The sequence below is a fragment of the Sphingomonas sp. BGYR3 genome, from assembly GCF_025153455.1.
In the GTDB taxonomy this organism is placed as follows: Bacteria; Pseudomonadota; Alphaproteobacteria; order Sphingomonadales; family Sphingomonadaceae; genus Sphingomonas.
In genome coordinates, this window is sequence record NZ_JANZNT010000001.1 from 1,119,485 (window position 1) to 1,145,007 (window position 25,523).

24 protein-coding genes are annotated in these 25,523 nt (G+C 67.9%); 14 read left to right on the top strand and 10 right to left on the bottom strand.

Annotation, left to right across the window (positions count from 1 at the left end):
- The first annotated feature begins 17 nt into the window (after positions 1-17).
- The 5 genes from NYR55_RS05055 to NYR55_RS05075 all read left to right on the top strand — a co-directional run bounded on the left by NYR55_RS05055 (position 18) and on the right by NYR55_RS05075 (position 6,010).
- Positions 18-1,415, top strand: a complete 1,398-nt coding sequence (locus tag NYR55_RS05055; RefSeq protein ID WP_260020128.1) for a glycosyl transferase family protein — start codon at positions 18-20, stop codon at positions 1,413-1,415.
- Positions 1,412-2,476 carry a hypothetical protein gene (locus tag NYR55_RS05060; RefSeq protein WP_260020129.1) on the top strand — a complete coding sequence of 355 codons (1,065 nt, stop codon included), beginning with the start codon at positions 1,412-1,414 and terminating at the stop codon, positions 2,474-2,476. The genes NYR55_RS05055 and NYR55_RS05060 overlap by 4 nt, the downstream gene beginning before the upstream one ends.
- A gap of 85 nt (positions 2,477-2,561) precedes the next feature.
- Positions 2,562-3,473 carry a sulfite exporter TauE/SafE family protein gene (locus NYR55_RS05065; protein ID WP_260020130.1) on the top strand — a complete coding sequence of 304 codons (912 nt, stop codon included), beginning with the start codon at positions 2,562-2,564 and terminating at the stop codon, positions 3,471-3,473.
- A 2-nt stretch (positions 3,474-3,475) separates the two neighbouring features.
- Positions 3,476-4,255, top strand: coding sequence for a TIGR02186 family protein (locus NYR55_RS05070; protein ID WP_260020131.1), 780 nt, complete (start codon positions 3,476-3,478; stop codon positions 4,253-4,255).
- 174 nt (positions 4,256-4,429) lie between these two features.
- Positions 4,430-6,010 carry a DUF87 domain-containing protein gene (locus tag NYR55_RS05075; protein ID WP_260021563.1) on the top strand — a complete coding sequence of 527 codons (1,581 nt, stop codon included), beginning with the start codon at positions 4,430-4,432 and terminating at the stop codon, positions 6,008-6,010.
- Between the two features lie 81 nt (positions 6,011-6,091).
- Here NYR55_RS05075 and NYR55_RS05080 read toward each other — a convergent pair whose 3' ends face one another.
- Positions 6,092-7,513: a M23 family metallopeptidase gene (locus NYR55_RS05080; RefSeq protein WP_260020132.1), complete on the bottom strand. Its 1,422-nt coding sequence runs from the start codon at positions 7,511-7,513 to the stop codon at positions 6,092-6,094.
- Between the two features lie 290 nt (positions 7,514-7,803).
- Here NYR55_RS05080 and NYR55_RS05085 point away from each other — a divergent pair, with 290 nt between their 5' ends.
- The 7 genes from NYR55_RS05085 (at position 7,804) to NYR55_RS05115 (ending at position 14,473) form a co-directional block, all read left to right on the top strand.
- The gene (locus NYR55_RS05085; protein WP_260021564.1) at positions 7,804-10,308 is read left to right on the top strand and encodes a helicase-related protein; all 2,505 of its coding nucleotides are present in this window, start codon (positions 7,804-7,806) and stop codon (positions 10,306-10,308) included.
- On the top strand, positions 10,301-10,624 hold the full coding sequence (locus NYR55_RS05090; protein ID WP_260020133.1) for an RNA-binding S4 domain-containing protein: 324 nt from the start codon (positions 10,301-10,303) through the stop codon (positions 10,622-10,624). The genes NYR55_RS05085 and NYR55_RS05090 overlap by 8 nt, the downstream gene beginning before the upstream one ends.
- A gap of 37 nt (positions 10,625-10,661) precedes the next feature.
- A complete protein-coding gene (gene fdxA, locus NYR55_RS05095) occupies positions 10,662-11,003 on the top strand; it encodes a ferredoxin FdxA (protein WP_260020134.1) in 342 nt (113 codons plus the stop codon).
- Positions 11,004-11,323: 320 nt separating this feature from the next.
- Positions 11,324-11,863, top strand: coding sequence for a CarD family transcriptional regulator (locus tag NYR55_RS05100; RefSeq protein ID WP_260020135.1), 540 nt, complete (start codon positions 11,324-11,326; stop codon positions 11,861-11,863).
- 137 nt (positions 11,864-12,000) lie between these two features.
- The gene (locus NYR55_RS05105; protein ID WP_260020136.1) at positions 12,001-12,717 is read left to right on the top strand and encodes a head GIN domain-containing protein; all 717 of its coding nucleotides are present in this window, start codon (positions 12,001-12,003) and stop codon (positions 12,715-12,717) included.
- 62 nt (positions 12,718-12,779) lie between these two features.
- Positions 12,780-13,508: a DUF2807 domain-containing protein gene (locus NYR55_RS05110; RefSeq protein ID WP_260020137.1), complete on the top strand. Its 729-nt coding sequence runs from the start codon at positions 12,780-12,782 to the stop codon at positions 13,506-13,508.
- Between the two features lie 68 nt (positions 13,509-13,576).
- On the top strand, positions 13,577-14,473 hold the full coding sequence (locus NYR55_RS05115) for a hypothetical protein (protein ID WP_260020138.1): 897 nt from the start codon (positions 13,577-13,579) through the stop codon (positions 14,471-14,473).
- Between the two features lie 125 nt (positions 14,474-14,598).
- Here the strand turns inward: NYR55_RS05115 and pdeM are convergent, their stop codons facing one another.
- The 4 genes from pdeM to NYR55_RS05135 form a co-directional block, all read right to left on the bottom strand.
- Positions 14,599-15,261, bottom strand: a complete 663-nt coding sequence (pdeM, locus tag NYR55_RS05120; protein ID WP_260020139.1) for a ligase-associated DNA damage response endonuclease PdeM — start codon at positions 15,259-15,261, stop codon at positions 14,599-14,601.
- A gap of 37 nt (positions 15,262-15,298) precedes the next feature.
- On the bottom strand, positions 15,299-16,279 hold the full coding sequence (locus NYR55_RS05125) for a retroviral-like aspartic protease family protein (protein WP_260020140.1): 981 nt from the start codon (positions 16,277-16,279) through the stop codon (positions 15,299-15,301).
- Positions 16,280-16,341: 62 nt separating this feature from the next.
- Complete coding sequence (locus tag NYR55_RS05130; protein WP_260020141.1) at positions 16,342-17,625, bottom strand: MFS transporter; 1,284 nt, start codon at positions 17,623-17,625, stop codon at positions 16,342-16,344.
- A 65-nt stretch (positions 17,626-17,690) separates the two neighbouring features.
- A complete protein-coding gene (locus NYR55_RS05135; protein ID WP_260020142.1) occupies positions 17,691-18,311 on the bottom strand; it encodes a TetR/AcrR family transcriptional regulator in 621 nt (206 codons plus the stop codon).
- 80 nt (positions 18,312-18,391) lie between these two features.
- Between NYR55_RS05135 and NYR55_RS05140 the strand changes: the two genes are divergently transcribed.
- A complete protein-coding gene (locus NYR55_RS05140) occupies positions 18,392-19,495 on the top strand; it encodes an aldo/keto reductase (RefSeq protein WP_260020143.1) in 1,104 nt (367 codons plus the stop codon).
- 15 nt (positions 19,496-19,510) lie between these two features.
- On the opposite strand, the gene NYR55_RS05145 is transcribed toward NYR55_RS05140, so the two are convergent.
- The 5 genes from NYR55_RS05145 to NYR55_RS05165 all read right to left on the bottom strand — a co-directional run bounded on the left by NYR55_RS05145 (position 19,511) and on the right by NYR55_RS05165 (position 23,053).
- Entirely contained in the window at positions 19,511-19,909 is a 399-nt protein-coding gene (locus NYR55_RS05145; protein WP_260021565.1) for a GFA family protein, read from the bottom strand.
- A gap of 58 nt (positions 19,910-19,967) precedes the next feature.
- A complete protein-coding gene (locus tag NYR55_RS05150; protein WP_260020144.1) occupies positions 19,968-20,165 on the bottom strand; it encodes a hypothetical protein in 198 nt (65 codons plus the stop codon).
- A 50-nt stretch (positions 20,166-20,215) separates the two neighbouring features.
- Positions 20,216-21,430 carry a DUF6596 domain-containing protein gene (locus NYR55_RS05155; protein WP_260020145.1) on the bottom strand — a complete coding sequence of 405 codons (1,215 nt, stop codon included), beginning with the start codon at positions 21,428-21,430 and terminating at the stop codon, positions 20,216-20,218.
- 4 nt (positions 21,431-21,434) lie between these two features.
- Positions 21,435-21,800, bottom strand: coding sequence for a YciI family protein (locus NYR55_RS05160; RefSeq protein WP_260020146.1), 366 nt, complete (start codon positions 21,798-21,800; stop codon positions 21,435-21,437).
- 113 nt (positions 21,801-21,913) lie between these two features.
- Entirely contained in the window at positions 21,914-23,053 is a 1,140-nt protein-coding gene (locus NYR55_RS05165; RefSeq protein WP_260020147.1) for a hypothetical protein, read from the bottom strand.
- A 103-nt stretch (positions 23,054-23,156) separates the two neighbouring features.
- Here NYR55_RS05165 and NYR55_RS05170 point away from each other — a divergent pair, with 103 nt between their 5' ends.
- Positions 23,157-25,478 (top strand): UvrD-helicase domain-containing protein, encoded by a 2,322-nt coding sequence (locus NYR55_RS05170; RefSeq protein WP_260020148.1) that lies wholly within the window; start codon positions 23,157-23,159, stop codon positions 25,476-25,478.
- Positions 25,479-25,523: the final 45 nt, after the last annotated feature.

Genomic DNA, 25,523 nt, shown 5'->3' on the forward strand with positions numbered 1-25,523 from the left:
GGGGGGTGTGGCGATTGATGATCTTCCTGCTCGGTCTGGTCGATGCGTTGACGCATGAGATGCTGTTATTCGCCGCGATCGGGTTTCTGATCGGCGGGATCGACGATCTGTCCATCGACCTTATCCATGGCTGGCATCTGCTGCGCGACCGGATATCTGGTCCGCGCCGCCCGCGCATCGCCCTGTCGCAACTGCCGGTACCCGCCGATCCGTCCATGATCGCGGTGTTCGTGCCCGCCTGGGACGAATCGCAGGTGATCGGCCCGATGCTGTCGGGCGCGCTCGCCCGGTTCGATCAATCGCGCTATCGCATCTATGTCGGCGTCTATCCCAACGATCCGGCCACCATGGGCGCGGTCACCGCGATCGCCCGCACCGACCTTCGCGTCCGCCCGGTGGTCGTCGATCGTCCGGGTCCGACGACCAAGGCGCATTGCCTTAATCAGCTATGGGCCGCGCTGCTTGCCGATCAGGCGGCGGGGAACGATCCGGCCGGCCTGATCGTGCTGCATGATGCAGAGGATTGGGTGCATCCCGGCGAACTGGCCGTCTATGCCCATCACATCGGCCGGTACGATGTGGTCCAGATTCCGGTGCTGCCGCTGGTTCATCCGACGTCGCCCTTCGTATCCGGCCATTATGCGGACGAGTTTTCCGAGGCGCATCTGAAGTCGCTGCCCGTGCGCGAACGGCTGGGTGCCGGGTTGCCGCTGGCGGGCGTGGGCTGTGCGATCCGCTTTTCCATGCTGGTGGCCATCGCCACTGCGCGCGGCGGCAAGCCGTTCGATGAGGACAGCCTGACCGAGGATTACGAACTGGGCCTTGCCATCCACCGGCTGGGCGGTCGCGGCGCGCTGGTCCGCATGGCAGAGCGGCCCGGCGGTCCGCTGGTCGCCGTCCGCGCCTATTTCCCCGACACCATCGACGCGGCCGTCCGGCAAAAGGCGCGCTGGATCACCGGCATCGCGCTGGCCGGGTGGGACCGGACGGGGTGGAGCCGCGCACGGCAGTGGCAGGATCACTGGATGCGGATGCGCGACCGGCGCACGCTGATCGCCGTGATGGTCCTGGCTGCGGCCTATCTGGCGCTGCTCGGATGGGGCATGGGGCGCGTCGGCCACTGGCTGGCCGGGGTGCCGGTGCCTGCAACCGATCCCTGGATCGCCTGGCTGATGCCGATCAATGCCGTGCTGCTCGGCTGGCGGCTGATCGTCCGCGCGCTCCACGTACGCGCCCATTATGGCTGGGGACAGGCGCTGTTGTCCGCCCCGCGCGCGATTGTCGGCAATTTCATCGCGCTGCTCGCCACCCGGCGGGCGCTGTTCGCCTATTTCCGGTTGCTGCGCGGCGCGCGCCTGCACTGGGACAAGACGGCGCACCACTTCCCCGTCGCCCCGGATCGCGCCACGCGATGAGCCTGGGCCAGGCAGCCGGTCGCCCGCTGCGCTTTGCGGGCCTTGTCCTGACGGGCTGGGTCTCGCTGCGCGTGCTCGTCCTCTGGTCGCAAACGGGCGATCTGCCCGATGCGATCCGGCAGGGCGTGCCGGGCGGCGCGATGATGGAACGGCTGGTGGCGCAGACGGACCTGATCGCCGCCCTGCCCGGACCTGCAGCGGCTGAGGCCGCGTTGCCCCGCCTCGCCCCGCCCGCGCCCGCCCCCCGGATCGGCCCGCTGCGACAGCCGCCCGCAATCGGCTCCGTCCCCGGCCTGCTCGCCATCCACGCCCCGGCGCACGCAGCAGAACCGGGCCGCATCCGCATGGCGAGTGCCGCCATCGCCCTGCTCGACCCCATCCATCTCGTCGTCCCGGAAATCAGCCCGCGGCTGATACCCGATGCCGGTGCACTTGCCCCGCGGCCCGGCGGCCTTTCGGGTTCGGCCTGGCTGGTGGCGCGCGGCGGCGCTGGCAGCACGGTCGCCGGTCAGGGGCAGCTTGGCGGGGCACAGGCCGGCGCGCGGCTGCGCTATCCGGTCGCCGGCCCCGCCCTGACCGCGATGGCGGGCGTCAACCTGCCGCTGGCGACAACCGGTCGCGAACTGGTCACCGGCATCGAATGGCGGCCGGTGCGCGCGCCGATCACCCTGATTGCCGAGCGCCGCGACGCAATTGACGGCGGGGCCGGGACCGCCGTTGGCGCGGGTGCCGTGATGGGCATGGGGCCAAGCCCGATCGGCGGCGGCGTTTCGGTCGAACTCTATGGCCAGGGCGGCGCACTCGTCCGCGACCGGATTCAGCCCTATGCCGATGGCGCGGCCCGTGCGCTGCGTCCCGTGGGGGGCGGCATTTCGCTTGGCGGCGGGGTGTGGGGCGGCGCTCAGCGCGATGCCGCGCGGCTGGATATCGGCCCCAGCGCGGTCGCGACCATGCGCCTCGGGCAACAGCCGGTGCGCGTCTCGCTCGACTGGCGGCAACGCGTTGCGGGCGATGCCGCCCCCGACAGCGGCCCTGCCCTGACCGTCGGTTTCGACTTCTAGCGGGCAGCGGCCCTGCGGCGGAAAGCGGCGAACGCCACCATCGCGCCTTTTTCCTGCCCGGTGATCGCGCTATCGGTCGTCGGACATGGACCTTTACCTTCCCATCGCCAACCTGTCGGTCAATGCGCTGGTCATCGTGCTGCTGGGCGGCGCGGTCGGCCTGCTGGCCGGGATGTTCGGCGTGGGCGGCGGGTTCCTGACAACGCCGCTGCTAATCTTCTATGGCATCCCGCCCACGGTCGCCGCCGCCTCTGCCGCAAGCCAGGTGACCGGCGCCAGCGTTTCCGGCGTCATCGCGCATATGCGGCGCGACGGCGTCGACCTTCAGATGGGCGGCGTCCTTGTGCTGGGCGGCGTGGTCGGATCGCTGATCGGCGCCGTGCTGTTCGACTGGCTGCGCGGCACGGGCCAGATCGATACGGTCATCAACATCCTCTATGTCCTGCTGCTCGGATCGATCGGCGGGCTGATGCTGCGGGAATCGCTCGCCTCGCTCAATGCCGCGCGGTCGGGCACGCCCCAGCCGCTGCGCAAACGGCACTGGCCGCTGATCGCCGCGCTGCCCTTTCGCTGGCGCTTCTACCGGTCGGGCCTGTACATCTCGCCCATCGCGCCGCTTGTCCTGGGGATCGCGGTCGGCATCCTGACGATGCTGCTGGGCGTCGGCGGCGGCTTCGTGCTGGTGCCGGCGATGATCTATCTTTTGGGCATGAGCACGCGCGTCGTTGTCGGCACGTCGCTGTTTCAGATCCTGTTCGTCACGGCGGCCGCCACCATGGTCCACGCCCTGACGACCAAGGCGGTGGACATCGTGCTGGCCGCCCTGTTGCTGATCGGATCGGTCAGCGGGGCACAGATCGGCGCACGGCTGGCCCAGCGGGTCCAGCCTGAATATCTCCGCCTGTTGCTTGCCATCCTGGTGCTGGCGGTGGGGGCGCGGATGCTGCTCGGCCTCGCATGGCGGCCGGACGAGATCTATTCGATCGAGCTTGGCTGACGATGGCCCGCTGGCTGCGCCCCGTGTTGCTTGCCCTCGCCCTGCCGCTGACGCTGGGCGCGGCAAAGCCGGTGCTGGTGCCCGACGTGTCGCAGCGCGATATCGAAATCGTGTACAGCTTTACCGGGGCGGAACTGCTGCTGTTCGGGGCGATCCTCTATCCCGGCGGCCGCGTGCCCGGCGGGGACGAACCGGCGGACATCGTCGTGGTGGTCAAGGGGCCGACCGAAAGCATCCGCCTGCGCGAAAAGCGAAAGGTCGCCGGCATCTGGGTCAATGCGGACAGCGCACGCTACCGATCCGCCCCATCCTTTTACGCCATCGCCTCGTCACGCCCGATCGACGAAGTGGTGGATGAGCGCACCCGCGCGATTTACGAACTGGGCCTCGACAGCCTGCAACTGTCCCCGATCACCGCTGCCACGCCGCAGGAGCAGCGCCGCTTTGCCGATGGCTTGGTCGATCTGAAGCGTCGGGCCGGCCTCTATTACGAGGCGCCGGGCGCGGTAGAAATCACCGAGGACGTGCTCTATCGCGCCCGCCTCGCCATCCCTGCCCGCGTGCCGGTCGGCCGGTTTACCGCCGAAACGCTGCTGATCCGCGATGGCCGCGTGCTGGCGGCTGCGGTCCGGGACATCGAAATCCGCAAATCCGGCTTTGAACGCTTCGTTGCTGCCGCCGCCGATCAATGGTCGTTCCTGTACGGGATCGTCGCGGTCGCCCTTTCGCTCGGGCTGGGCTGGCTGGCGGGCCAGTTGTGGCAGCGCATCCGCACAGGGTGAGCATCCGGTTATCGTCCGACAACCATATCTTTACGCCTGTTCTGCAAAAGGCGCAGGGTCAATGGGGTGGGGTTGGAACGAATGGCGGACATGCAGGGTGCGCGCGGATTTGAACCGGCGGTGACAGCGGGCGGTGCGGCCGGCGCGGTTGCCGCGGTGGCTCAACCGGTCGGGATGCTCACCTCGGTTTCCGGCGGCTCGGGCGAAATCGTGCTCGACGGCAATGCCCTGGCCGCCCTGTCCGGCAACGCCGACAGCGGCCTGGCCCATGCCGGACAGATCGGCAGCCAGATCAAGCTGCGCGCCGGATCGGTCTGGCTGGTCGCCACCGTCCGCAACACCCGCCTGACCAATGCCGAACATAATGAACTGTCGGCTCAGATCGACTTTCTGGGCGAGGGGGACGAGGAAAAGCTGACCGGCCGGCTGTTCCGGTTCCGTCGCGGCGTCACCCGCTATCCCGCACCCGGCACGCTGGTCTATCCGGTGTCCACGGTCGACCTGTCGCAGATCTATGCGACCGAGGATCGGCCCAATATCGAAATCGGCACCGTCCATCCCACGCGCGACATTCGCGCCGCGCTTTATGTCGATGCGCTGCTGGGCAAGCATTTCGCGCTGCTGGGATCGACCGGCACCGGCAAATCGACCAGCGCCGCGCTGATCCTGCACCGCATCTGCGACATGGCGCCCCAGGGTCATATCGTGATGATCGACCCGCACGGCGAATATTCCGCGGCCTTTTCGACCAACGGTGCGCTGTTCGACGCCAGCAATCTTCAACTGCCCTATTGGCTGATGAACTTCGCCGAACATTGCGAAGTGCTGCTCACCTCGACCGGTTCGGATCGACAGGTGGATGCCGACATTCTCGCCCGCTGCCTGATCGCCGCCAAATCAAAGAACCGGATTGCGCAAGAGGTCGGCAAGCTGACCGTCGATGCGCCGATCCCCTATCTGCTGTCCGACCTGTCGACCGCCATCCAGAACGAGATGGGCAAGATGGACAAGGCGACGGACACCGCGCCGTTCCTGCGGCTCAAGGGCAAGCTGGACGAGATCAAGTCCGATCCGCGCTATGGCTTCATGTTCTCCGGCATGCTGGTCGGCGACAGCATGGCGCAGTTCATCGGCCGGATGTTCCGCCTGCCCAGCGATGGCAAGCCGATTTCCATCATCGACGTGTCGGGCGTGCCCAACGAAATCACCTCGGTCGTGGTGGCCGTGCTTGCCCGCATGGTGTTCGATTTCGCCATCTGGTCGCGCAACGAACCGCAGCGCCCGATCCTGCTCGTGTGTGAAGAGGCGCACCGCTACATCCCGAACGAACGGCACGCCGATGCCAGCTCGGTCGGCCGCATCCTCAGCCGGATTGCCAAGGAAGGGCGCAAATACGGCGTCTCGCTGGGCCTGATCACGCAGCGGCCGTCGGACCTTGCCGAAGGGGTGCTGTCACAGGTCGGCACGATCATCTCGATGCGCCTGAACAACGAACGCGACCAGGCGTTCGTCCGCGCCGCCATGCCCGAAGGGGCGCGGGGCTTCCTCGATTCCATCCCGGCGCTGCGCAACCGCGAATGCATCGTCTGCGGCGAAGGCGTATCGACCCCGGTGCGCGTGGCGTTCGACAATCTTGAGGAACATCGCCGGCCGGCATCGGAAGACCCCGTCTTCTCCGACCTCTGGCGTCAGTCGGGCGGGGATGAGGATATCATCGCCCGCACCATCAAACGCTGGCGCTCACAGGGCCGCTAAGCCCGCGTCGCTCGACGATCGTTCCGGAAACCGGTTCAGGCAGGACGGCGTCCGTTCAGGTCGCCCGCTTACTGGGTCCGCTTACTTGGCCCGCCCGCCATTCGCGGCAGGGACGGCCATCAGCCGGGCCAGCATCGCGCGGAACTGGCGCAGTTCGCCGCCGCTCAGCTGTTGCTGGACGGTGAACTTGAAATTGGCCGGGTTCACCGGGCGGCCGCCGCGATACACCTCGTAATGCAGGTGCGGGCCGGTCGACAGGCCGGTCGATCCGACATAACCGATGACTTGCCCCGCGCTGACCCGCGTGCCGGAACTGACGGCGATGCGGCTCATATGGGCATAGCCGGTGGCCAGGCTGCCGGCATGATTGACCTTCACGAACTTGCCATGCCCGCCATGCCAGCCGGCATAGGCGACGACGCCGCTGGATGCCGCGCGGATCGGCGTGCCATAACTTGCCTTGAAATCCAGTCCGTTATGCTGGCGGCGATACCGCAGCACGGGGTGGAACCGCGCGCCAAAGCCGCTGGACACCGCGCCCGGCACGGGCCGGGCCATCTCGCCGCGATTTTCGCCGACGCCCTTGGCATCGAACCATTCGGTGCGCCCGCCCTGTTCCCACCGGACCAGCTGGATCTGGCGGTTGCCCTGATCGATCGCGGCATAGAGCAATTTGCCCAGCCGTTCCTCGCCGGTTTCCGCCCGCTGCCGCTCGACGATCAGGTCGAACTGGTCATTGGCGCCGATCCGCGACATGGGCAGGCGCAGCCGCATCGCGCGGATATACGCCTCGACCGCGCGGGCCGGGGCACCGGCGGCACGCGCCGCGCGGTACAGGCTGCCGCCCACCCGTGCCCGGATGCGCAGCGGCGTATTGTCGATGGCGATGGGAATACGCTTCAGCGCCAGCGCGCCGCCATCGGTGCGCTTCACGTCGATCGCCAGATCGAACCGCGCACGAAATGCCAGCATCTCCAGCGGCCGGGCAGCATCCTTTTCCGGGCGGCGGCCCAGCTTCATCGCAATGCGGGTGCCCGGCCGGATCGCGTCCAGCGGCACTGCATCGCCAACCATGGCGGCCACGCGCGCGGCCTCGTCATCGGCCATGCCCGACCGGGTCAGGAACCGTTCGAACGACCCGCTCATCGTTCCGCTGACATCGATCACCGGGCGTTCGGGCGTATCGTTCAGCGGCCGTGCGGCGGCGGTCGCGCCCATGCGAGTCCCGCTGTTCGCGCCCAGCGCCAGCGCCGTCACGCCCTGGCTGCGCGCCTGATCCAGCGCATCGCCGGTCAGCGGCGCGGGCGCACGGCCCAGGATCGGCCGCTCGAACCCCGGCGACAACAGCCAGGCCAGCGCCAGCATCCCGGCACAGGTTGCAGCGCCGCGATACCATTCGCCGCTGCCGATGCGCGAACCAAGGTCAGGAAAGGGATCGAAATCGGGAAAGCGGTCGGTCAGCGTCTCGACCCAGGCCGGACGGCGAAGGCGCAAGGCCGGCACCGCAGCGCCCTGAGCGCCGCTGCCGCCGTCCAACCATTCATGCTCGCCCCGCAGGAACAAAAACCCGCACCCCCAACCCGTTGATCCGGCAACCCATTCCGGTTGCTGGACCGGCATGATTTCTGTGAAGCAAAGGTCCTAAAGTCAAATTAACCCGGCCCGGTAATGGCTCCGCGTGCGACGAACCGTGCCGCTGGCCGGGCGACCGGGACGCGCAACCGGCAACCGATCGGTTAAATCGTGCAATGCCGGTTGCCATGGGCACCGCGATGGCCAATCTTGGCATGGCTATGGCCCAGTTCGCGCATCGACCGGTCACTGCCGTGCTGGGGCCGACCAACACGGGCAAGACTCATCTGGCGATTGAGCGGATGTGCGGCCATTCCAGCGGCATGATCGGCTTTCCGCTCCGCCTGCTGGCGCGCGAAGTCTATGACCGCGTCGTCCGAATCAAGGGCGCGAACCAGGTCGGGCTGATCACGGGAGAGGAGAAAATCCTGCCCCCCGATGCCCGCTGGCTGCTGTGCACCGCCGAATCCATGCCGACGGACCGCAGCGTGGGCTTCGTCGCGCTGGACGAGGCGCAGCTGGGTGCCGATCCGGAACGCGGCCATGTGTTTACCGACCGCCTGCTCAACGTGCGCGGGCGCGACGAAACCATGATCCTGGGGTCGGAATCGCTGCGCCCGATGGTCCGGTCGCTGATCCCGGATGCCGAAATCATCACCCGGCCCCGCTTTTCGACGCTCAGCTATGCGGGCGCGAAAAAGCTGTCCCGCCTGCCCCGGCGCAGCGCCATTGTCGCGTTCAGCGCAGAGGAGGTCTATGCCGTGGCAGAGGCACTCCGGCGGCTGCGCGGCGGGGCCGCCGTTGTCATGGGCGCCCTGTCGCCCAGCACCCGCAATGCACAGGTCGCGATGTTTCAGGCGGGCGAGGTCGATTATCTGGTCGCCACCGATGCGATCGGCATGGGCCTCAATATGGATGTCGGCCATGTCGCCTTTGCCTCGCTGCACAAATTCGACGGCCGCCGTCACCGCCGCCTGACCGTGGCGGAAATGGCGCAGATCGCCGGGCGCGCCGGTCGGCATCAGCGCGACGGCACCTTCGGCGCGCTGCACGAGGACGGGCCAGAGGCGTTTCAACCGGAAGAGGTGCTGGCGATCGAGGGGCATCGCGTGCCCCCGCTGGAACAGCTCTATTGGCGCAACGGCGCGCCCGATTTTTCCGGCATCGATGCGCTGATCGACAGCCTTGAACGACGGCCCGCCGATCCCGTGCTCCGCGCCGCACCAGAGGCGGTGGACCTTGCCGTGCTCAAGCGGCTGGCCGCCGAAGGCTGGGTGCGGGACCGCGCGCGCCATCCCGCCATGATCCGCCGCCTGTGGGCCGCGTGCGGTCTGCCGGATTTCCGCAAGCTTGGCCCCGATCCCCATGCCCGCTTCGTCGGCCGCCTGTTCCGCCACCTGTCGGAAGGGACGGGCCATATCCCGCAGGACTGGTTCGCGCAGGAAATCGACCGGCTCGACCGGCTGGGCGGCGATGTCGAAACCATCGCCGGGCGGATCGCCGCGGCGCGCAGCTGGGCCTATATCGCCCACCGGTCCGACTGGCTGGAAAACCCGGCCCATTGGGCAGAACGGACCCGCGCGATCGAGGAACGCCTGTCCGATGCGCTCCACGCCTGTCTGACCCAACGCTTTGTCGACCGGCGGACCAGCGTGCTGCTGCGTCAGATCGGCGCCGATCCCGCCGCCCTGCCGGTCGATGTCGATGCCGATGGCGCAGTGAGTGTGGAGGGCGAGCCGCTTGGCCGCCTCAGCGGCTTCCGGTTCGAGGTCGCGGCCGATGCGCGCGCGTCGGACAAGCGGATGCTGCTGGCGGCGGCTGAAAAGCGGCTGGCGGGCGAACTTGCCGCACGCGCCGATGCGCTGGCCGCATCGCCAGACGCCGCCTTTTCGCTGACCGACGACGGCACGGGTCAGCCCCGGATCGCCTGGAACGACGTGCCGGTCGCTGCGCTTGCCGCCGGCCCCGCCGCCCATCGCCCGCGCGTCCGGCTGGACCGGGCGACCGCTGCCCTGCCCGCCCGCGCCCGCGATCTGGTTCAGGGCAGGCTGGACCGCTGGCTGGCGGATCAGCTGAACCGGCATCTGCCCGGCCTTGCCCCGCTTGCCGCGCTGGCCAGCGCCATGGATGCGCCGCCGGGCGTGCGCGTCGTGGCGGCCGCGCTGCTCGATGGCCTGGGCATCGCCCCGCGCGATGGCCTGGCGGCGGCGGTGGACACACTGCCCGGCCCGGCGCGCCATGCCCTTCGCCGCGCCGGGGTCACCATCGGCACGCTCGACCTGTTCGATCCCCGGATGCTGAAGCCTCATGCCGCACGCCTTCGCCATGCCCTGTTTCAGGCGTCGGGGTCGCCGGTGCCCGCACCCGCCCCTGCCGGTGCGACGGTGATCGCCGCATCGGGCAATGCCGCCCCCGGCTTTCGCCGCATCGGGGATCAGGCGGTGCGCATCGACCTTGTCGAGCGGCTGGCGCGCGGCATCCACGACGCGCGCGTTGCCGCTCCTGCGGATCAGCCGTTCGAACCGCCCATGGCGCTCGCCACCTCGATCGGCCTGACCGCCCCGTCGCAGGACCGGTTGATGACCGCGCTCGGCTTTCGCAGGCGTGGGCAGGAACCCGGCTGGGTCTGGCATGGCCGCCGCCGCCCGCCCCGTCAGCGTACCGAACCCGTCGCCCGCCCCGGCAACGCCTTTTCCGGGCTGGCAGAGCTGATGCTGAATGGCTGACCGGGCGGGCGATCACGGGCCGTCGATGCGGCTCGACCGGTTCCTGTGGTATGCGCGGCTGACGAAATCGCGCAGCCTGGCCCAGACGCTGGCAGAGGGCGGCCGCCTGCGCCTTGACGGACGGCGCATCGACCGCGCCCATGCCGCCGTCCGCGTCGGCGCGATCATCGCCTTTCCGCTGCACGGCCAGGTGCGCGTGGTGCGCGTCACCGCCCTGCCCCACCGGCGCGGCCCGCCTGCCGAAGCGCTTGGCTGCTACGAAAACCTTGTCACCGGCGATGCCAACCCCGTTGACGCGCCGGACAGCGCCGCATAGCAGAAGTGCGCACAACACGAACGGAGCCTGCGCCCCAATGACCTATGTCGTCACCGACGCCTGCATCAAATGCAAATACATGGATTGCGTCGAGGTCTGCCCGGTGGACTGTTTCTATGAGGGCGAGGTCATGCTCGTCATCAACCCGAACGAGTGCATCGACTGCGGCGTGTGCGAACCCGAATGTCCGGCAGAGGCGATCCTGCCCGACACGGAAAACGGCCTTGAACAATGGCTTGAGCTGAACGCGACCTATTCCGCGCAATGGCCCAACGTCACCAACAATGCCGGCCAGACGCCTGCCGATGCCGATGAGCACAAGGGCGAAGAGGGCAAGTTCGACAAGTATTTCTCGCCAGAGCCCGGCGCCGGCGACTGATCGAAACCGCCGACGCTTCGACACGGATCACCATGACGGCCTCCGCCATGCAAATGGCGGGGGCCGTTTCGCGCCGGGGCAAATGGTCGTGCCACGCGCGAAACATGTGCCAAAATGGATAAAATGGACAGGCCCGGCGCGCCGCGCTGGCATTTCTGTGTCCAACGTGTTACACAATGGCCAGACGGGTGGATTCGATGCCCCCCGCCGCGGAGACGTTGACAATAATGCCCCCGGTCGCACCAACCCAGCCCGGTTAGCGGGCCAGTGTTGTTCGTGCAACCCCTCGGGGCGCGAGTTCACGGAAAGGTTCCTCCTACATGGCTGCCAAGGCGCTGTCCTTCGACGTCGGCGATTATGTCGTTTACCCCAAGCACGGCGTGGGCCGTGTAATCGAACTTCAGAAGCAGGAAATCGCGGGCATGCAGCTTGAGCTGTATGTGCTGCGCTTCGAAAAGGAAAAGATGACCCTGCGCGTTCCGACCAACAAGGCGGAAAGCGTCGGCATGCGCAAACTGTCCAGCGACAAGACGCTCAAGGAAGCGCTCGACACGCTGAAGGGCAAGCCCAAGGTCAAGCGCACCATGTGGTCGCGCCGCGCGCAGGAATATGAGGCAAAGATCAATTCGGGCGATCTCGTCTCCATCGCCGAAGTGGTCCGCGACCTGTATCGCGCCGACGACCAGCCGGAACAGAGCTATTCGGAACGGCAGATCTTCGAAGCCGCCGCCTCGCGCCTCGCGCGCGAACTGGCTGCGATGGAGCAGGTGGACGAACCGACCGCGCTCAAGAAGCTGATCGAGATCCTGAAGGCTGCGGCCGCGATCTACAATAAGGACAAGGAAGACGCCGCCGCCTGACGGCAGCGCCTTTCGTCACATGGCAACGGGGCGGTCCGGCGACGGGCCGCCCCGTTTCGTTCTGGCCGATGCGCGCTTGCCCGCTTTCCCGCCGACGTGTATGATACGCGTAATACACATGGGAAGGGGAAACCCCGATGCTGCGCTCTGCCACCCTCACTGCCCTGGCGCTTGCCGCCATCGCCTGCACGCCCGCAACCGGCACCCCTCCTCCCGACGATGCCGATGGCACGCGCAGCTTTTCGGTCGCCGGGTTCGATCGCATCGCGCTGAAGGGGTCGGACACCGTCGACGTCCGTCACGGCGACGCCTTCAGCGTCACGGCGCGCGGGCAGCAAAAGGTGCTGGACAGCCTTGAACTGGTCAATCGCGACGGCACGCTGGTCATCGCCCGCAAAAAGGACGCCGGCTGGAACTGGGGCAGCGATGACAAGGCCAGGCTCACCATCGTCCTGCCGCGGATCACCGGCGCCTCGCTCGCCGGTTCGGGGCACATGACCATCGACCGTGCCGATACCGGTTTTGCCGGCGATCTTGCCGGCTCCGGCAACCTGACCGTCGGCCGCCTTGCCGGGGATCGGGCAACGCTCGCCGTCGCCGGTTCGGGAACGCTGTCCGTGGCGGGCGAGGTCGGATCGGTCGAGGCGAGCATTGCCGGTTCCGGCGATATCCGCGCCGAACAGCTGCGCGCCGCATCCGCAAGCGTTTCCATCGCCGGGTCGGGCGATGTCCGCATCGACGTCAATGGCACCGCGACTGTCTCCGTCCTCGGCTCCGGCAATGCCGATCTGGGCGACGATGCGCGCTGCACCATCAACAAGCGGGGATCGGGCACCGTCCGCTGCGGCCGATAGGAGCAGGCGGGGCACGTGCGATCCTGCTTGCCAGCAGCGCGGCGATGGTGCGATCAATGGCCATGCAACGCCTGATCCCGCTCTTCGCCCTGCCCCTGCTGATCGGGGCGGCACCGCAATCGCTGGAACGGCGCGTGGTGCTCAGCGGGTTCGACAAAATCCGCGTCGACGGCCCGTGGCAGGTGGACGTGACCAGCGGCGGCACCACCGGCGCCACGCTGACCGGCGACCGTCCGGCGCTGGAACGGGTTCAGGTGCGGCAAGAGGGCAGCACGCTGATCGTCTCCCCCGTGCGCGGCGCGGACGGCGCATGGCGCGGCGGGGCGGCACCCGCGCCCGATGGCCCCATCATCCGGGTGTCCGCCCGCGCCCTGACCGGGGCCAGCCTGAACGGCGCAGGCACGCTCAGCATCGACCGGATTGAGGGGGCGCGGGTTCAGGTCGCCGTCAATGGATCGGGCCGCCTGTCGGTCGGCGACATTGATGCCGACGAACTCAACGCCACGGTCATCGGCCCCGGCGCCATGACGCTCGCCGGCACTGTGCGCCGCGCCCGCATCCTGTCGAACGCAGGCGGCAGCATCACCGGCTTTACCCTGGTGGCGGACGAGGCACTGGTGCGATCCGAAGGCACCGGCACGATCCAGATGACAGCCCGCTACCGCGCCGATGTCAGCGGCCTGGGCCTTGGCAGCATCACCATCGGCGGCAACCCCGAATGCCGGATCAGCGGCCCCGCCCCCATCCAGTGCGGCAAGGGCGACGGCCGGCAGGGACAGGCCGGCCAATAGACAACGGGCGGGCACGGGCCGCGATCATCACGTACCATCGCCAGATAAGTCCGGGGGGGGGGGCACCATTGGAACATCATTTCGACCGCACTATCCGGTTTAACGACCAGTCGGAGTTGAAGAACCTCTACAAGTGGTGCCTCAACGAGCACGATGAGGCCGGGGAGAAGGTCGGGCGGGACTACATTCCTTGGCAGTGGACCCTGCACTTCAAGGGCAAGGGGATCGCGCTAAGCGAGCATACGCAGATCGGCGATCGGTACGCGCAGCCAGCTGACGAGGCCGGTGCCAAGAGCAAGCGGATCATCACCGCTACCCTCTACCCGGCAGAGCAGGGTCGCTACGCCCCGCGCTACTCCATGTTGGGCACCGATCGGACCATCACCCATTTCGATCTTCGGATTGAGGAAGCAGACGGAAAGGGTGAACGGTGCGTCGTATGGGGCGGTGTGAGCTACACCGCCGATGTCGATTTCCGCGACGTGACCTCGCCCGACACGATCGTGTTCTATTTTTACCTGAAGCGCGAACGGTTCGATGACATCGCGCGCCAGATCGCGTCGCGAGCCGTGGACAGCCTCTCGTTAAGCCTTGGTGGGGTGCAGGGCTTCTATGCCGACTGGTCACCAAGGATCACCACCGACAAAATCAAGGTGCTCACCCGCAACCGGCACCATGAGATTCAAGGTGCGATCGATGCGGTGCGGATACCGCGCCTTGGCGAGGTGGAGGAAGCGGAGCTATCCCTTGCGACCAAGTTTGATCTCGCCCTAGAGGACGACTATCCTGACAACGAACCGGATAAGGCGGACACCACCCACGGTGACGGTCGCCCGGTCGATAGACCAGCGCAACTTGAGTTCGTGAGCGACAGCCGAGCGCAAGAGACGCTGAAGATGATTACTTCGTTGCGAATGGCCGCGTGGGTGATCGCTGGGCTCTTGCTGATCCGGATGTTCGTTTAGGAGCTCATGCGCGTGTGACAATTAAACGTCCGCTTGTCTGCCCTGCTCACTCAAAAGCCACCGTTCGTCTTCCCACCCAATAGGCGGACATGATGCCATTGTCCTGAACCGGCCGCCCCGGCCCCCTACGCCGCCACAGGAAAGCGCAGCAGCCGGTTGTCCAGCGCCACCAGCGCCTCTGCCTCCCGGCCCACCGCGCGCACCAGTTCCGGATGGCGCACGTCCAGCCCGCCGGTCAGCGCGCCGAACGCGGGCAGCACGATCTTGGTCGGGCTGGTCAGGAAACAGCGCCGCGACACCAGCCGCCCGCGCACCTGCACCCGGAACTTGGGATGGAAATGCCCGGACAGCTCAGGCACCGGATCGCCCGGCACCGCCTCGTGCCGCAGGGTCAGGCCGTCGACCACCGCCTCGTCCATGATCTCGCCGCCAAGGCCATCGGTCACCGCGCCGTCGTGATTGCCCGCGATCCACACCCAGCGGCGCGGCCCAATCAGCCGCTTCAGCCCGCTGCGCACCTCTGCCGGCAACCGCTCGACCCCGGCGCTATCGTGAAAACTGTCGCCCAGGCACCAGATTTCGCGCGCCCCCGTCCGCTCCACCGCCCGGGTCAGCGCGGCCAGCGTCGCCGCGCTGTCATAGGGGGGCAGCATCTGGCCCCGCGCCGCAAACCAGCTCGCCTTTTCCAGATGCAGGTCGGCCACGATCAACGCCCGGCGGCGCGGCCAGTACAGCGCGCCATCGGCCAGCGCGGCAAAGCCATGACCTGCGAACGAAAAGGGAACCATGAACCCGCTATGCCCGCCGCCCGCCCGGTCGGCAAGCCTATATGGCCGACCGGTCGGCGATGCCGCGCGGCCCGGCCGCTACTTCGCGCGGCATCCGGAACACCACCTGCCGGTTGGGGAAATCCACCTCGATCCGCCGGAACTTGCTGATCGCGTCCATGCCCAGCATGATCGCGGGCCGCTTGTCCAGGCCCAGGCGTGCGAACGGCGGCACGTCGACAAACGCCATGGGGAGGTTGGTGAAGCTCATCGCCCCCAGCTTCAGCCGGTCGACATAGCCGTAATCGGCGGTCACCTGGCCCCCCGTGACGCTGAGCAGCGACATCGGCACCGTCTTGCCGCCGCGGCGCGCGACGATTGCGCGCAGCGCGCTGTTGCCGATGGTGACGGACGATCCGGTATCCACCACGACCCGGACGCGATGACCGCCATAAAAGGCTTCGGTCAGGATCAGCTGGCCCGCCCTGTTGCGCGCCTCCACCACGATTTCGTCCGACCGCGCGCGCGTTGCCGTGCGGCGGCTGGACGGCATCAGCTGCATCTGGTTGGCATCGAAATCGATGACGACGCGGTGCCCCTGCAGCACGTCGACGCCCAGCAGGCCCATGCCGCCGACATGATGCGCCTCCAGCGCGGGCGCGGTGATCGCGCTCGACCGGCTGCGCTCGGTCAGCCGCAACGAGGGGATGGTGACCGTCGGCACCCGGCTGGTCCCGCTCATCGCGGTCAGGCTGATGACCGGCCCGGCGGTCAGCCGCAGCTGCTCGGCCAGCTGGCGGGCGATCACCGTGCGCTGCGACCCGGTGTCGATCATGAACGCATGGGGACCGATCCCGGCAATCTCGACCGGCACGGTCATCCGCGTTTCCTGATACCCGATGGCCAGCACTTCCGCCTCGGTCAGCGCGGCATCGCCAGTGGGGGTCGTGGCGGCGGGCGGCGCGGGCATGGGCTGGGCCGGGCGATCCTCGCCCACGCCCCCGATCATCGCCAGCAAGGTGAACAGCCAGCCCGTCATGGACCCACGATATGCCTGTCGCGGCCGCCCCGCAATCATGCGGCGCAGCACAAGCCGCCGGGTCAGCGCCGCATCGCCCGCGGCACCAGCGCCAGTCCCGCCGCGCTGACGATCCCCGCCGCGATCAGATACACGCCAACCCGCGCAATCCCGCCATCCGCCGCCAGCGCTTGGGCCGCAACCGGGGCCAGCGCACCGCCCAGGATGCCGCCCACGTTGAACGCGATCGACGTGCCGGTATAGCGCACGCCCGCCGGGAACAGCGATGGCAGCCACGCGCCGAGCGGGCCATAGGCGAACCCCATCAGGAACAGCGCGATGGCCAGCCACAGGAACACGCCCCCGACGCTTGCCCGCCCAAGCAGCGGCCCCATCAGCACCCCCGCCAGCACCGCGCCCGCAAATCCGACCGCCAGCATCCGTTCCGGCCCGATCAGGTCCGCGCCGACGCACGCCACCACGATGCCCAGCGCCAGGAACAGGATGGCCGCAATCTGGATCGCCAGCACCAGTTCCCGGTCCATGCCCAGCGTGCCCGTTGCATGGCCCAGCGCAAAGGCGGTCGACAGATAGAACAGCGCAAAGCAGGCGATGGTCGCCCCCGTCGCGGCCAGCGTTTCGCGCGGATGCTGCGTCAACAGCGTGCCGATCGGCACCTTGGGCAACGCGCCCCGCGCCTCTGCCGCCGCGAACGCCGGCGTCTCGGTCAGGCTGAGCCGCACCCAAAGGCCCAGGATGACCAGCACCGAACTCGCAATAAAGGGCAGCCGCCAGCCCCAGTCGCGGAACGCCGCATCGTCCAGCATCGCGCCCAGGATCAGGAAAAACCCGTTGGCCGCGATGAACCCCACCGGCGCGCCCAGCGGCGGAAACATCCCCCAGCGATAGGTTTGGCCGCGCGGCGCATTTTCCACCGCCAACAGGCTGGCCCCGCCCCATTCGCCGCCCAGCCCCAGCCCCTGACCAAACCGCAGGACGCACAGCAGCGCCGGCGCCACCCATCCGACCATCTGATAGGTGGGCAGGAACCCGATCAGCACCGTCGATCCGCCCATCAGCAGCAGCGATGCGACCAGCGTGGATTTGCGCCCCACCCGGTCCCCGAAATGGCCGAACACAATGCCGCCCAGCGGCCGGGCCAGGAACGCCAGACCGAAACTGGCATAGCTCAGCATCAACTGCGCCGCAGGATCGCTGGCCGGAAAGAACAGCGGGCCGAAAACGAGCGCGGCGGCGGTCGCATAGATATAGAAATCGTAAAATTCGACCGCCGTTCCGGTCAGGCTGGCGAACAGGATGCGGCCCATCCCCGCCGGTCGCCTGCCCCCCGCCAATCCGCCGTTCATGCCGTTCCCCCCGAAATCGCCCGCGCCCCCTGCCGGGATCGCCGCCGCCGGTCCAGCGCGTTTTTCTATTCCGCCCTGCCCGGCCAGCTTCGCATCGCCTGATCCACGATGCCCAGCAACGTCGCCCGGTCCGCCCCGTCCTTTGCCAGCGTGGACATGCCCTGCACCACCGCAAACAGATGGGCGGCAACGGCAACCGCATCGGTATCGGCGGGGATCGCGCCCGCCGTCACATCGCGCTCGATCCGCATCCGAAGCGCCGCCTGTATCGCCCGCCGCATCGCCGCCAGCTCTTCGCGCACCGTCGCGGCCTCGGGCGATGCGCTGACGATCGAGCTGGCCAGCAGGCAACCGGGCGGCGTGTCCGCGCCAGTGTCCCCTATCGCCGCCGAGATCAACAAGTCGCGCGCCGCCGTCCGGGCATCGGGCGCACCGGCGATGCCCGCTGCGATTGCATCGGCCCCGCCGCCCAGATAGCGGTCGACCGCCGCGCGGAACAGTGCCCGCTTGTCGCCGAATGCGGCATAAAGGCTTGGCGGCGTGATCCCCATGGCGGCGGTCAGCATGGCGATCGACGTCGCCTCATAACCATGCGCCCAGAACAGCCGCATTGCCGCGTCCAGCGCGCCGTCGCGATCAAAGCCGCGCGGTCGTCCCGTACGGCGGCGGTCCCGAACTATTTCCATAGCGACTGATATAGAATCATTGACTCCATGCAGCAATGGACGGCAGGCGTTTTGTAACGAACACTATGAAAGCGTGCATCATGACCCTGACCAACTATCGCACCCTCGGCCGTTCCGGTCTTGCGGTCAGCCCGCTGGCACTCGGCACCATGACCTTCGGCGTCGGGCGATGGGGGATGGACCGCCCAGCGGCGGAGGGCGTGTTCGACGCCTATGTCGCGGCGGGCGGCAACCTGATCGACACCGCAAATGTCTATGCCGGAGGCGAGGGCGAAACGATGATCGGCGCGATGATCGCCGAACGCGGCATCCGCAACGATCTGGTGCTGGCTACCAAATCCGGTTTCGCCATGGGCAAGGGGCCATTGGCCGGTGGAAACGGCGCACAGCACATTCATGTCGCACTCGACGCCTCGCTCCGGCGCCTGCGCACGGACCGCATCGACCTGTACTGGGTGCATGTCTGGGACGGCGTCACCCCGGCGGAGGACCTGCTGCAGACGATGGCCACGCTCGTCCGCCTCGGCAAGATCCGCTATTGGGGCATCTCGAACACGCCCGCCTGGTATGTGGCGCGGCTGGTCACGCTGGCGTCCGCCCATGCCCTTCCGGGCCCGATCGCGCTGCAATATTTCTATTCGCTGGTCAGCCGCGAGGTAGAGGCAGAGCATCTGCCGCTCGCCCGCGATACCGGCCTGGCGATGATGCCGTGGAGCCCGCTCGCCTATGGCCTGCTCACCGGCAAATATGAGCGCGCGTCAGTGGAAGCAGCGGGGCCGCGCGCCGGTGGCCTGACCATGGGCGCGGGACCGGGAGCATACAGCAATCGGCTCGATGGGGCCAATCCCTTCGGCGACATGCTGTTCACGGATCGCAACTGGCGGATCGTCGATGCCTTGCGCAGTGTGGCGGACGAACTGGGCGAGCCGATGGCGCGGGTGGCGCTTGCCTGGGTCATTAACCGCCCCGGCGTCGTGACCACACTGCTCGGGGTCAGCAAGGTGGCACAGCTTCACGACAATATCGCCGCGCTCGCTCTGGTACTGCCTGCGGAACAGCGTGCGGTGCTGGATGCTGCCAGCCTGCCCGACCTGCCGATGCTGTACGCCCTGTCCGCCCCGGCCATGCGCCAGCAAGTCGTGTTCGGCGGCACCTCGGTCACTGGCTGGTCTAAACCGGGTTGAGCGATCGCCTTTGGCTCATCCGCCCGGATAACGGTCGAACATCGGCAATCCGTCCGCGCCCGCCATCCATCCGATCCGTTCGGCAATCTGGATATGGCCGAACGGACCGGCCAGGGCGTCCGGATCGTCCAGCGTCGCTGACTGAACGTCGATCTTGCCCGGAAAGATCGCATCGTTGGTATAGAAAAGGCCGGTGCCGCACGTGCCGCAGAAATGCCGCCGCCCATGGTCGGACGAGGCATAGACGACCGGATCGCCCGTCACGGTCAGCGCATCTGCCGCCACCAGCGCCCATGCGACCATGGGCGCACCGGCATGGCGGCGACAATCGCTGCAATGGCACAGCGCGTGATGGTCGAACGTGTCCGGCATTTCATAGCGGATGGCCCCGCAATGGCATTGTCCCGTCAGCATCGACTGCTCCCTCTTGTTCGCCATATGTTCTACCCCACCCGGCCATTCGGGTAAAGGGTCAACCGGAATAACAGGTCTTGCGGACGATGCGCGTCACCTTGCCCTGTGCATCCCGTTCTTCCTGCCGGTCCGCGGTGCAGTTGTTCTCGTCCGGGAACCAGCCCTGCGCCACCCCGATCCGCCAGACGAGCACGGTCAGGCCGGAAAACAGCAGGGCGACGGCGATCTTGCGGATCATGCGATTCTTGATGGGCATGGACGACTCCGGGCGGGTTGCCCCGTCCATACACCAGCCGCCCGTCGGCGCTAGGGCTGGGTAAGCAGCCAGCGGCGCACGGCCGGGTCGTCGGTCATCCCCGCCGCCCGCATCCGCGCCGCACGCGCCGCCGCCCCCTGGCCCATCCGTTCAAGCAGATGCGCACGCGCCGCCCACCATGGCTGATATCCCTGTGCCGCCGCCGCCATGGCATCCAGCATGGCCAGACCGTCGGCGGGCCGCCCCGCATCGCCATGCGCCACGGCGCGGGCCACCTGTGCCCCGATCGACGGCGCGATGCGGACCAGCAGGTCGTGCAGCATGGCTGCAGCATAAGGCGGCGCGGCCTCCGGCATGGCGATGGCAACCATCCGATGCGACTGGATCGCCGCCTCGATCTGAAACCGGCCCGGCGTGGCGATCCGCGCGGCCTCGGTGAGCAGCGTCTCCGCCTCACGGATCATCGCCGCATCCCACATTCCGCGATCCTGCCGGTCCAGCGGGACGAACGCGCCCGCCGCATCCCGCCGCGCACCGGCCCGGCTTTCGCAATAGAGGATCAGGGCAAGCAGCCCCTTTGCCTCGGCATCCTGCGGGGCCAGTCCGGCGGTCAGCCGCGCCAGCCACAGCGCCTCCTCCGCCAGACCGCGGGTGGCCGCGTTGCCCGCAAACCGGTCGTCCCATCCGGTGCCATAGGCGGCATAGATCGCGTTCAGCACCGCCGCCATGCGCGGCCCCGCCTCCGCCGGATCGGGCATGGCAAAGGGGACGCCGGCGTCGCGGATCTTCGCCTTGGCCCGCGACAGGCGCTGACCCATGGTGGCCGGCGCGATCAGGAAACTGGCCGCAATCCGGCCTGCGTCCAGCCCCAGCACGACCTGCAGCATCAGCGGCGCCTGAATATCCGCGGCCAGCGCGGGATGAGTGCACGCGAACATCAGGCCAAGCCGATGGTCGCCAAATGCCGTTCCGCGCATCGCCTCCCGCTCCGCCTCGATCAGCGCGCGCATCGGTTCGGCCGTCGCCCGCACGCCCTCGTGCCGCCGCTGATGGCCGATCGCCCGCCGTGCCGCGGTCAGCAGCCACGCCTCCGGCCGGTCGGGCACGCCCCGTTCGGGCCAGGTGGCCAGCGCGGCGCGAAATGCCTCGCTCAACGCATCCTCGGCCGCCGCGATGTCGCGGGTCCGGCTGGCCAGCATCGCCACCAGCCGCCCATGGGAATCGCGCGCCACCCGTTCGGCGGTGCGGCGCGCGTCCGTCGTCACCGGTTCATTCCATGCCGGCGGGCGGCGCCTCGACCGGCCGCACCTCGACCGGCGTATCGGCGGCACAGGGCGCGCGGGCGGCCCATTCGATCGCCACGTCCAGATCGGCGACCTCGATCACGACGAAACCGCCCAGCTGTTCCTTGGTATTGGGGAACGGGCCGTCCTGAATGGTGCGGCCGTCCGCGCCCACGCTGACCAGCGTTGCGGTTTCCGGCGGCATCAGCCCGTCGCCATACAGCATGACGCCCGCGGCCTGCATCGCGCCGATATAGGCCATCCATGCCCCCCAATAGGGTCCGGCGGCCTGCGGATCGTCGCGCTTGCCCATTTCGGCGGCGGTTTCGCGGTAAACGAGCATATACTGCATGGGGATATCCTTCCTCATCATCGGCGCGCTGGCAATCAGCACCCGTGACGATGAGCCGCGACCCCCGCGCGTTTCGACAACCGCCGGAAAAAAGTTTTTCGCCCGGCCAAGCCTTACAGGTAATCGGCCAGGGTCAGGGGCAGCGGCCGACTGGTCCCGTCCCGCTCGACCGTCAGGTTCAGCACGGTGCCCGCCGGGTCGTAGGTCCGCTGGACAAACGCCTCGAACGTCATGCCGCGCAGCCTGTCGCCGGGTTTCAGACCGGCCTGTTCCGCCGGACTGCCCGGCCCCACCTTGCCCACCGCAATGGCATCGCCCGCCCGTTCGATCCAGATGCCGGTCCGGTTGTACATGTCCGGCTGCATGGTCTGGCGATTGCGCTTCATCAGCACGGCGTTGTCGCGGTTGCTGGTCGCGATGTTGAACAGGCGCAGCAGTGGCAGGCCGATAATCCCGTTTTCGAACTCGTTCCAGTCGGGCCGGTCCTTGATGAACACCAGCGGCCGTTCGATCACCGCCCCGGCCAGCTCGATCCGTTCCGCCCGCACGACGCGCGTTTCGCCATCCGGTGCGGCGGGTGCCCATTTGGCGGCGTTCCACAATCCCGCCGCCTCCGCCGCCTTGCGGTACAGCCGGATGACCGGGGGCATCCCCGTGTCCAGGCCGAACCGCATCGGCGGCGCGCCGTTGATGCTGGCATCGGCATAGAGGAACCGGCTGTCCTCGCTCTGCCCGCGCTGGACGATGGCCTTGTCGAACCGGGTCCACCCGGCCATGTCGCCCAACCCCTGCGGATGGACGCGCCACTGGCCGGCATCCATGTCGAGTTCGCCGTCCATCACCGTCAGCACGCGGCCGGGCAGCGATATCACCGCCCCGTCCCCTAGCCCGCGATCGATCCCGGCCAGCGCCAGCACCGGCACCTCGAACCGCCCGCCCAGCAACAGGCCGCTGGCGCGGTAAATCGGATACTCGGCATGGCCCCAGGACAGGCGCAGCTTTCGATAGCCGATCCGGGACAGCTTCAGCTGCTGGGCCAGGTCGGTGTGGATCAGGCCGAACTGGCCGCCGGTATCGATCACCATCGGCAGCGTCGGCGACGTGCCGATCGATCCCGCCACCAGCAACCGGCTGTCGGTCAGCTTGATCGGCACGCCCGCCGCCCCGCTGCCCTGTGCCAGCACCCGGCCAGCACCGCTCATCATCATCGCGGCGGCGCCGCCAATCATTACATCACGACGGGCAATCGGCATACGCATACTCCTCGACGGATGGTTGCTGGATCAAGGTAACAGAATGATGACAGGCGGGGATCGGCGCTTGCCCCGTTCGCCGCTGTTCCCTAACTGTTCACCGATGAATGCTCCCGCCGCCCCCGGTCGAACCCTGTCCGACGATCCGCCCTATCTGCGCGGCCTCAACCCCGAACAGCGGGATGCGGTGCTGACCACGGACGGCCCGGTGCTGGTGCTGGCGGGGGCCGGCACGGGCAAGACGGCGGCGCTGACCGCGCGGCTGGCGCACCTCCTTTACACGCGGCGCGCCTATCCGTCGGAGATCCTGTCCGTCACCTTCACCAACAAGGCCGCGCGCGAGATGCGGGAACGCGTCGGGCGGCTGGTGGGCGATGCGGTGGAAGGGATGCCGTGGCTGGGCACCTTTCACTCGATCGGCGCAAAGATGCTGCGCCGCCATGCCGAACTGGTCGGCCTGCAAAGCAATTTCACCATCCTCGACACCGACGATCAGCTGCGCCTGCTGAAACAGCTCGTCATTGCGGCCGATCTGGATGAAAAACGCTGGCCCGCGCGCCAGCTCGCTGGCCTGATCGACGGGTGGAAGAACAAGGGGCTGACCCCGGCCGATCTGGATGCCGGGGAAAGCGAACTGTACGCCAATGGCCGGGGGCAGGAACTCTATACCCAGTATCAGGCGCGACTGCGCGCCGTGAACGCCTGTGATTTCGGCGACCTTCTGCTGCACAGCCTGACCATCCTCAAGGATAACCGAGAGGTGCTGGAACAGTATCAGCAGCGGTTCCGGTACATCATGGTCGACGAATATCAGGATACGAACAGCGTCCAGTATCTGTGGCTGCGCCTGCTCGCCCAGGCGCGGCGCAACATCGCGTGCGTCGGCGACGATGATCAGTCGATCTACAGCTGGCGCGGCGCGCGGGTTGAAAACATCCTGAAATTCGAACGCGATTTCCCGGGCGCGAAGGTGATCCGGCTGGAACAGAATTACCGTTCAACGCCGCACATCCTGGGCGCGGCATCGGGCGTCATCGCCAACAATGCCGGGCGGCTGGGCAAGACGCTGTGGACCGAACTGGACGCCGGCGAAAAGGTCCGCGTCATCGGCGTGTGGGACGGCCCGGAGGAGGCGCGCCGTGTCGGCGACGAGATCGAAGCAGCGCAGCGGCGCGGCTCCAGCCTCAACGACATCGCCATCCTCGTCCGCGCCCAGCATCAGACGCGCGAGTTCGAAGACCGGTTCATCCAGATCGGCGTGAATTACCGAATCGTCGGCGGCTTCCGCTTTTACGAGCGTCAGGAAATCCGCGACGCGCTTGCCTATCTCCGCGTCGTTAATCAACCGGCCGACGATCTGGCCTTTGAACGGATCGTCAACGTGCCCAAGCGCGGCCTTGGCGACAAGGCGCTGGCGAAGGTGCATCAGCTCGCCCGGGGTCAGGGCATCCCGCTGACGATCGCCGCCGCCCGCATCCTCGACACCGACGAACTGACGCCGCAGGCCCGGCGCGCGCTCGGCAACCTGATTGGCGACATCGCCCGCTGGCGCGACATGGCGACCAGCCTGCCGCACCCGGAACTGGCCCGCATCCTTCTCGACGAATCCGGCTATACCGGAATGTGGCAGGCGGATCGCAGCGCAGAGGCCGCCGGCCGCCTGGAAAACCTGACCGAACTGGTCCGCGCGATGGAGGAATATGAAACCCTCGGCGCGTTCCTTGAGCATGTCAGCCTGGTCATGGACAATGAGACCAGCGACGGCGGGGCCAAGGTGACGATCATGACGATCCACGCGGCCAAGGGGCTGGAATTCGACACCGTGTTCCTGGCGGGATGGGAAGAAGGGCTGTTCCCCAGCCAGCGCGCGCTGGACGAGGGCGGCCTGGCCAGCCTGGAGGAGGAACGCCGCCTCGCCTATGTCGCGATCACGCGGGCACGGCGCCACAGCACCATCCTGCACGCCGCCAATCGCCGCATCTATGGCCAGTGGACCAGCAGCCTGCCCAGCCGCTTCATCGCCGAACTGCCGCCCGAACATGTGGAAAGCGAAACGACCATGTCGGGCGGCGAAAGCCTGTGGCGCGCCAACTGGTCCGAACGCGCCGACCCCTTTGCCGATGTCGCACGTGGGCAGGGGCGCGGGCCGGGCTGGCAACGCGCGGCGGGCGTGGACCTTAAAAACCCCGGCGGCAGCTTTACCCCCCGCAGCTTCACGCGAGAGCCGGTCCGCGTCGTGGAAAGCCGGGCCCCGGCGGTCAGCCTGGGCAACAAGGGCCGCGACGACATCAGCATCGGGATGCGCGTCTTTCACCAAAAATTCGGCTATGGCGCGGTCGCCGCGATCGAGGGCAACAAGCTGGAAATCGACTTCGAACAGGCGGGCCGCAAACGCGTCCTCGACAGCTTCGTTACATTGGGCTGACCGGCCTTGGTCCCCGGCGGGCCAGGCATGCGGAGAGCACCGAAC